The 7153-nt window shown below is 71.9% G+C and carries 3 protein-coding genes; 2 read left to right on the forward strand and 1 reads right to left on the reverse strand.

What is annotated here, in order from left to right; genetic code table 11:
• The first annotated feature begins 4 nt into the window (after positions 1–4).
• A complete protein-coding gene (locus ABZW18_RS28745) occupies positions 5–4762 on the forward strand; it encodes a hypothetical protein (protein WP_356192934.1) in 4758 nt (1585 codons plus the stop codon).
• 60 nt (positions 4763–4822) lie between these two features.
• Complete coding sequence (locus ABZW18_RS28750) at positions 4823–5785, forward strand: bifunctional riboflavin kinase/FAD synthetase (RefSeq protein ID WP_356192936.1); 963 nt, start codon at positions 4823–4825, stop codon at positions 5783–5785.
• 183 nt (positions 5786–5968) lie between these two features.
• On the opposite strand, the gene ABZW18_RS28755 is transcribed toward ABZW18_RS28750, so the two are convergent.
• On the reverse strand, positions 5969–6613 hold the full coding sequence (locus ABZW18_RS28755) for a hypothetical protein (protein WP_356192938.1): 645 nt from the start codon (positions 6611–6613) through the stop codon (positions 5969–5971).
• Positions 6614–7153: the final 540 nt, after the last annotated feature.

Consider the following 7153-nt stretch of genomic DNA (forward strand, 5'->3'; position numbering starts at 1 on the left):
GCGCATGGAGGTACGGATTGCGGACGCGGACGCGGCACTGGTCCGCATCTGCGACCAGGCCGGACGGCAGCGGGGCACCGGCTTCCTGGCCGACGACCAGGGCACCTTGCTCACCAGCCACGAAGCCGTGGACGGGCTGCCGTGCGTCGTCCTGCACGCGCCCGGCGGGCGGATCTGCCTTGTCGATGCCGACGCGATCACGGCCCTGCCGGAGGACGATCTGGCGCTGGTACGCACCGAGGGCCTGGACGTACCGCCGTTGGCGGTGGCCGCGGCGGGCGCGGCGGTTCCGGGGACGGAGGTGCGGCTCCATGATCGCGGCTGGCTCGATGCGCGCATCGCCGGGACCGCGGACGTGGTGACATACGCCGCCGACGACCGCTTCCATCTGCTGGGCGGGGTCCTGGAGTTGACGACCGACGCGGTCGGCGGCGAGGACTTCCGGCCCGGCGCCAGAGCCACGGGCGGCCCGGTGCTGGACGCCGCGACCGGAGCGGTCCTCGCCGTCCTGGGCACCGCGCTGAACGCGGGACGCCGGGCGGCGGGTTTCGCCGTCGCGCTGCGCGCCACGGCCGCAGGGAGTCCGGGCGGTCCGCTCGCCGAGCTCCTGGCCCGTAACGCCGCGACCGTGCCCGCGTACGGCCGTGACCTCAACCTGGCCGGCGCGCTGCAACTGACCGCCACCTCCGCAGGCCAGGCCCTGGCCGGAGCGAACCCGGGCCCGGCCGGTGACGCCGAGGGCTGGAGGGAGCCGGTCGAACGCCCGGAGCTCGCCGAGGAGTTCCGCACCTTCCTGGGAGCGGTGGACCCCGGCCACGCGTGCGTGCTGGGTCTGGTGGGAGATCCGGGAGCGGGGCGCACGACCGAACTGGGGGCGCTCGCGGCACAGCGTGCGCGGGGCTCGGAGCCTGCCCCGACCGTATGGCTGCGCGGGGCCGACCTGCGTCCCGGCGACAGCAGCGTCGCCGACGCGGTGGGGCGTGCGCTGCGACAAGCGGCCCGGATCGTCGCCGCTTCGGCGGAAGTTGCCGGCTCGATGGTGGCGCCGGACGAGGAGGCCGTCACCGCCGATCGAATCGCTCGCCTCGCCCGGGGTGAGGGACGGCCGCTGCTCGTCCTCCTCGACAGCCCGGAGGAGATGCCGCCGGCGTCGGCGCACCGGCTTCCCGAGTGGACCGCGGGGACGGCGGACTGGCTGAGCCGGGTCGGAGCGCGGCTCGTCGTGGCCTGCCGGCCGGAGCACTGGGAGCGCGGCGGGGCGCTGTTCCCGGCCGGGACGCTCCACCGGCCGCGCAGACGGGATCCCGCTCCGGGCGGGCTGCCCGACTGCGTACGGCTCGGTGCGCTGGAGCCGGAGCAGGCGGTGCGCGCCCAGGCCCGATACGGCATCCCGGACGGTTTGTTGGCGGCGCGGGATGCGGTGCACCCGCTGGCACTGCGACTGCTCGCCGAGGTGCGGGCCGCCTCGCTTCCGGCCTCACCTCCGGCCTCACCTCCGGCCTCACCTCCGGCCTCACCTCCGGCCTCACCTCCGGCCTCGCTTCCGGAAGGGCCGGTGGAGTGTCGCCCGACGCGGGCGGAGATCTTCGCCGCGTATCTGGACCTCATGTGCCTGCGCATCGCGGAACGACTGGCAGGCGGTTACCGGCCGCCGCTGCGCGGGAATGCCGTACGCCGTCTCGCCGCTCGGGTCGCGGGGCAGGTGCACGAGGCCGCGCGGCTCTGCCTGGGGCCGGGACAGGGGGAGTTGGACCGGGAGGCCTTCGAAGAGGTGTTTCCGTGGCGGACGGGGTGGGCGACGGCGGTGCTCACGGAGGGGCTGCTGGTACCGGCGGGGGCCGGTTACCGCTTCGCCCACGAGGAGCTCGCAGACTGGCTCCAGGGAATGCATGTGGATCTGGACGCCGCCCTGTACGCGCTGGTGCATTGCCGGTACGAGGCCGCCGAGGTCGGGGCCGAGACTGAGGACGAGGCTGAGGCCGGGTCGGAGATCGGGTCGGAGATCGGGTCGGAGATCGAGTCCGAGGCGCCGGCCGGAGCGCTGATGCGCTTGCTCGAAGGGGCGAGCGGCCAGTGTTCCTCACTGTCGGAGACGTATGGTCCGACACTGTCGGAGACGTATGGTCCGGCACTGTCGGAGACGTGCGGTCCGGTGCCGGGGTCGTATGACGGGCTGCCGGGACCGTCCGGGCCGGGCACCCCGGCGGGAGCGGACGGGGCTCCGGCGGAATCGTCCGCGCCCCCGCCGTTGCCCGTACCGCGCCACCGGATCGGCCCCGTACTCCAGGCCCTGCTCCTTCTGGAACGCCAGTCGGGGCAGGGTGAACTGGCTTGTCGGCTCATGGACTTGGCCTGGGCGGTGGACACTTTCGCTGCGACGCGGTCGCCGGGTCCTACCGGGATTCCTGCTGAGCCCGGTGACTTGGCCCGAATTCCTGGGCCCAGGACATCGGGCCTGGAAGAGACCGGTACCGGTTCCGCGACTCACGGCTCCACGTTCCAGGGACCTCTGGAGCCGCGCCGCACTCTCGGCTCCCGGGCCGGGGCCGGAACCGGGACCGGGGACGGGACCGGGGATTCCGACGACCCGCAGTGCCGGGATGCGCTCCAGCTCGAGCCTGAGGGCCACCGAGCCGTCTCCGGAGCGGAGATGTCGGGGCGGTCCGGCTCCTTCGTGTCACCGAGTGCTCCGGGCCTCGGGGACGCTCCGCCGGATTCCTCCGCGCTGGACGCGGTTCCCTCGCCACGGCAGTCGCGCGAAGGGGCCGGGGCGTATCGCTGGAGCGGTGCGGACGGCGAGGCGTACCGGGGGTGGGGAGCGCCGAACCCGTCCGGCGACGCGGGCCCGGACGTATCACCGGCCGCGCCTGTTCCCGCTTCCGTCACCGGCCCTGGTCCTGACCGCCCCTCGGCTCCCGTCTCAGGGCTCGTTTCCGCTCCTGTGCCCCGTCCCGAGCCTTCTCCGGCCACTGGCCCTGCTCCCGGTCCTGGCCCTGCTGCCAGTTCCGGGCAGCCAGAGCAGGCGCCAGAGACGCAGGCACCAGAGACGACCGGGGAGCGGGCCGCGCGGATCGACTCCGGCGGGGACGACGGCGCCTGGTGGGCCGCCCACCTGCTCTCCGAGGCTCTGCTACGGGTGTCGGACGCGCGTCCCTATCTAGCCGTACTGCGGTTGCTCGCCGAACGGATCACGTATCGCTCCGTTCAGGCCGGAGGCTTCGTACGGTCGGGGCTCGACCGCTTCGGACCGTGGTTCTGGACGCATCTGCCACTCGATGCCGCCGACCGGCTCGACCTCCTGCGGCAGCTGCTTCCGGCCGACGGGCCGTGGGCCGTCGGAGTACCGAGGACGTCCCGCCCGACACGGTTCCTGGACACTGCCGCCGACCTGCTGCGCGCCGACCCGGTGACCGTACAGCCGCTGCTGTGCCGGTGGTTCGAGGACGACAGGCCGCTCCAGACTCACCACGGGAACGACACCGCCGGCATCCGCCCCACCGTCGCGGCCGCGGCTCAGGCGCTGCTCCATACGCACCGGCAACTCGCCGTGGACGATCTCACCGACGCGCTGGCGGGGGCAGCTCACCCCGGTGCCGACGAGCTGCTCGCCGCCCTCGCGGAGGACGAGCCGTCCGCCCTGTGCCGGGCCGTGGACCGCTGGGCGCACGACGAGCGGGCCGAGCGCCGTGCCGCCGCCGCGGCGCACGCTCTGCTGACCGCACCGCATGTGCGGACCGACGCCGACCGGGAACTGCTGCGCTACGCCGCTCTGGCCCTCCTCGACCATCCCACCGACCGTTCCCTCCAGGGTGCCGCCCTGGCCCTGCTCATCCGCGACCCGGTGAACCGCTCGAGGTATCTGTCGCAGGCTCTCGCCCGCTTCGCCGCCGACGACCCGCATCTGCCGCCGAGCGCCCTCGCCGACGCGCTCAGCACTCATCCGGAGCCAGTGCTCGACGCCTTCCAGGCCCGGCTGTACGAGCCGGGGGAGGGGGCGGCCGAAGTGCTGGGGACGCTCGCGGAAGCGACGACGCCCTACCTGGCACGGCGCGCGGCCGCGCTCGTACGCGACTACGTGGACCGCCGTCCGGAAGGGGCCCGGCACGCGGCGGCGTTCGTGGAACGGCGGCTGGAGCACGGGACCGCTGCCAGGTCCGTGCTCTTCCCGCTGGTCACCGGACTGGTGCAGGACCAGCCGCCGCAGGTGCGGCGGGTCCTGGCACCCGCCCTGGCCGCTCCGGGGAGCAGGGCCTCGCGGCGCCTGCGACAGGAGTTGCTGGAGGTGCTGCTGGAGCATGAGAGGTGTCAGCGGCGCAGTACCGACCTGTCCGTACTCGATGCCCTGCTGGTGGCGCTGGCGGAGGGCGCCGACCGGCGGCCGGAGGCGTACACCCGCGAGCTGGTTCACCGGACCGGTCTGCTGCTGGTCCGCACGCTGGAGGGGGCCGCGTGCTTCGACCGGCGCCTGGTGGAGCTGGCGCGCCGGCATCCGGGCTTCGCGCGCCAGGTGCGGATGTGGCTGGACTCGGCGCCGGGGGAGTGGGCCGCTGTGGTGGGTCCGAGCACCCGGCGCATGGTGGAGACGCTGACGGGCAGGGTGGGCGTGGGGGCCGCCGTGGCGGACCCGGCGGGTGCGATGGGCGCGGCAGAGGGCACGCCAGAGGTACGGGGCGCGCCCTCTGTCGCGGCAGGAGAGCGCCTCCTGCACCGCCCGAGGCCTGATACCGATGCGAACGGCAAGCACCCGGCATGGCAGTCTTAGAGGCGCAATCGGATAGGTCATAGGGATCACGTACACGGGTTCGGGCGAGGAGCGGTCACAGTGCAGCGCTGGCGTGGCTTGGAGGACATCCCCGAGGGCTGGGGACGCAGCGTCGTCACCATCGGCTCGTACGACGGGGTGCACCGTGGGCACCAGCTGATCATCGGCCGCGCGGTGGCACGCGCGCGTGAACTGGGCATCCCATCGGTCATCGTCACCTTCGACCCGCACCCCAGCGAGGTGGTCCGCCCCGGCAGCCACCCGCCGCTGCTCGCCCCGCACCACCGGCGCGCGGAGCTGATGGCGGAGCTGGGCGTGGACGCGCTGCTGATCCTGCCCTTCACCGCCGAGTTCTCGAAGCTGTCCCCGGCCGACTTCGTGGTGAAGGTGCTGGTCGACAAGTTGCACGCGAAGGTGGTCGTCGAGGGCCCCAACTTCCGCTTCGGGCACAAGGCGGCGGGGGACGTCGACTTCCTGGCCGAGCTGGGGGCGACGTACGACTACGAGGTCGAGGTCGTCGATCTGTACGTGCGGGGCGAGGCGGGCGGCGGCGAGCCGTTCTCCTCGACCCTGGCACGCCGCCTGATCGCGGAGGGGGATGTGGCCGGCGCGATGGAGATCCTCGGACGCCCGCACCGCGTCGAGGGCGTGGTCGTACGGGGCGCGCAGCGCGGCCGGGAACTCGGTTATCCGACCGCCAACGTGGAGACCCTGCCGCACACCGCGATCCCGGCGGACGGCGTCTACGCCGGGTGGCTCGAGGTCGAGGGCGAGTCGATGCCTGCGGCGATCTCGGTGGGAACGAACCCGCAGTTCGACGGCACCGACCGGACCGTCGAGGCGTATGCCATCGACCGGGTGGGACTGGACCTGTACGGGCTCCACGTAGCGGTGGACTTCCTGGCCTATCTGCGGGGACAGGAGAAGTTCGACTCGATCGAGGCGCTGATGGAAGGCATCGCTGACGACGTGAAGCGGTCGCGCGAAATGACCGAGGCGTACGACAGCGGACCGGCCGCGTAGCGACCCAGCCGGAACTGCCACAACTCGTGTTGCTCGCGGCGGCGGAGTCTCTCCCGGGGCCGTGCATCGGGGGCGGTGCTTTGGGCACGCTGTTTATTCGTCCTCGCCCAGGTGACTTTCGGCTTCGGTCTCGGGGCAGTGGGCAGATTTCCTGGGGCGCCCGACGCCGTTGTGATGCGGCGGCTACCCGCCCCGCCACATCATCGGCTTCTTCCAGTTCCTCTCCGCGAGCCTTGCCTGCCTCGCCATCGCGATACGTTCGGCGTCGGCCTGCTCTCGCTTGGGGGCCAACTTCGCCCAATCCGCGGGATTCATGAACAGCATCGCGTTGCTGCCTGGCACGACCATCACGCCTCCGAAGGGCAGATCACCCGCGACCCACGCGCCGTTCTCGGTACCCTCCGGCCAGCGGCGGCGCCCTGCCGCGTTGATGGCCCACATCAGCGGCGCCCCGTGCTGACCGCGAGTCGAGACGCGGATCGTGAACACGTTGCCGTACTCGGTCCAGCTCTCGCTCTTCTTGTCCACGCGCGTGCGGAATTCGAGAGGGTAGTGGCGCAGTACTCTGGCGCACTGGACGAGCCGCACTCCGCACCTGACTCGGTAAACCGTCAAAATGAAGACGCCCATCGCTGCGACGAAGGGAAGAGCCAAGAAGAAGGAGTCCGGGACCCCCAATTTGTGCAGCCCCATCGGCGTCGCAACCAGTGCCGCGATGACGGCGACGCGTACGCCGAGAAGCTTGGTAAAGATGATGTAGTTGCGCTTCAGCACCTGCTCCACATCAATGGCCTCGGGCGAGTTCGCAACCTGAGGATTCTCTGACATTGCGCCACCAGCTTCCAACTCGGCCACCACCCCCGGTTGCCCGGCTCACCGAACTACCGGATATTCACACGCCGCTTGATCCCGGCTCGCCTTGCCTGCTTAGTGCGATCCGTACCGGCATTCTGCCGTTGCTCGGACATCAGGTCCCACTCTCGGAGCTGCATGAACAGCAGCTCACCAGTTCCCGGTACGAGGGCCGCACCTCCGAACACGTCGTCACCAGCGAACCAGACGCCGTCCCCGACGCCCCCGGCCAGCCGGGGCGTGCCAGGGGTCTACCGCTGACATAGTGGGTGGGCCGTCGGCGCCCTTCTGGGCAAGCTTGAGATAGCTCTTTCCACCTCTCCCCAGGTCCACCTTCTCAACTGGACCGTTCCCTCTGTGGGTTCATCTTGGCCCTCGGGGGCCGCGCCCGGTGCCACCTTCGCCCCGCCGAGCAGTAGCTCGGCGGGGGGACGGTGGGCGCCTGATAGATGATAAGCGTCGCTGTGCGCCGACCACGAACAGGCTCACTGCGGTTGCGGTGGCTGCGGGTGCGGG

Source organism: Streptomyces sp. NPDC004647 (assembly GCF_040609575.1).
Taxonomy (GTDB): domain Bacteria; phylum Actinomycetota; class Actinomycetes; order Streptomycetales; family Streptomycetaceae; genus Streptomyces.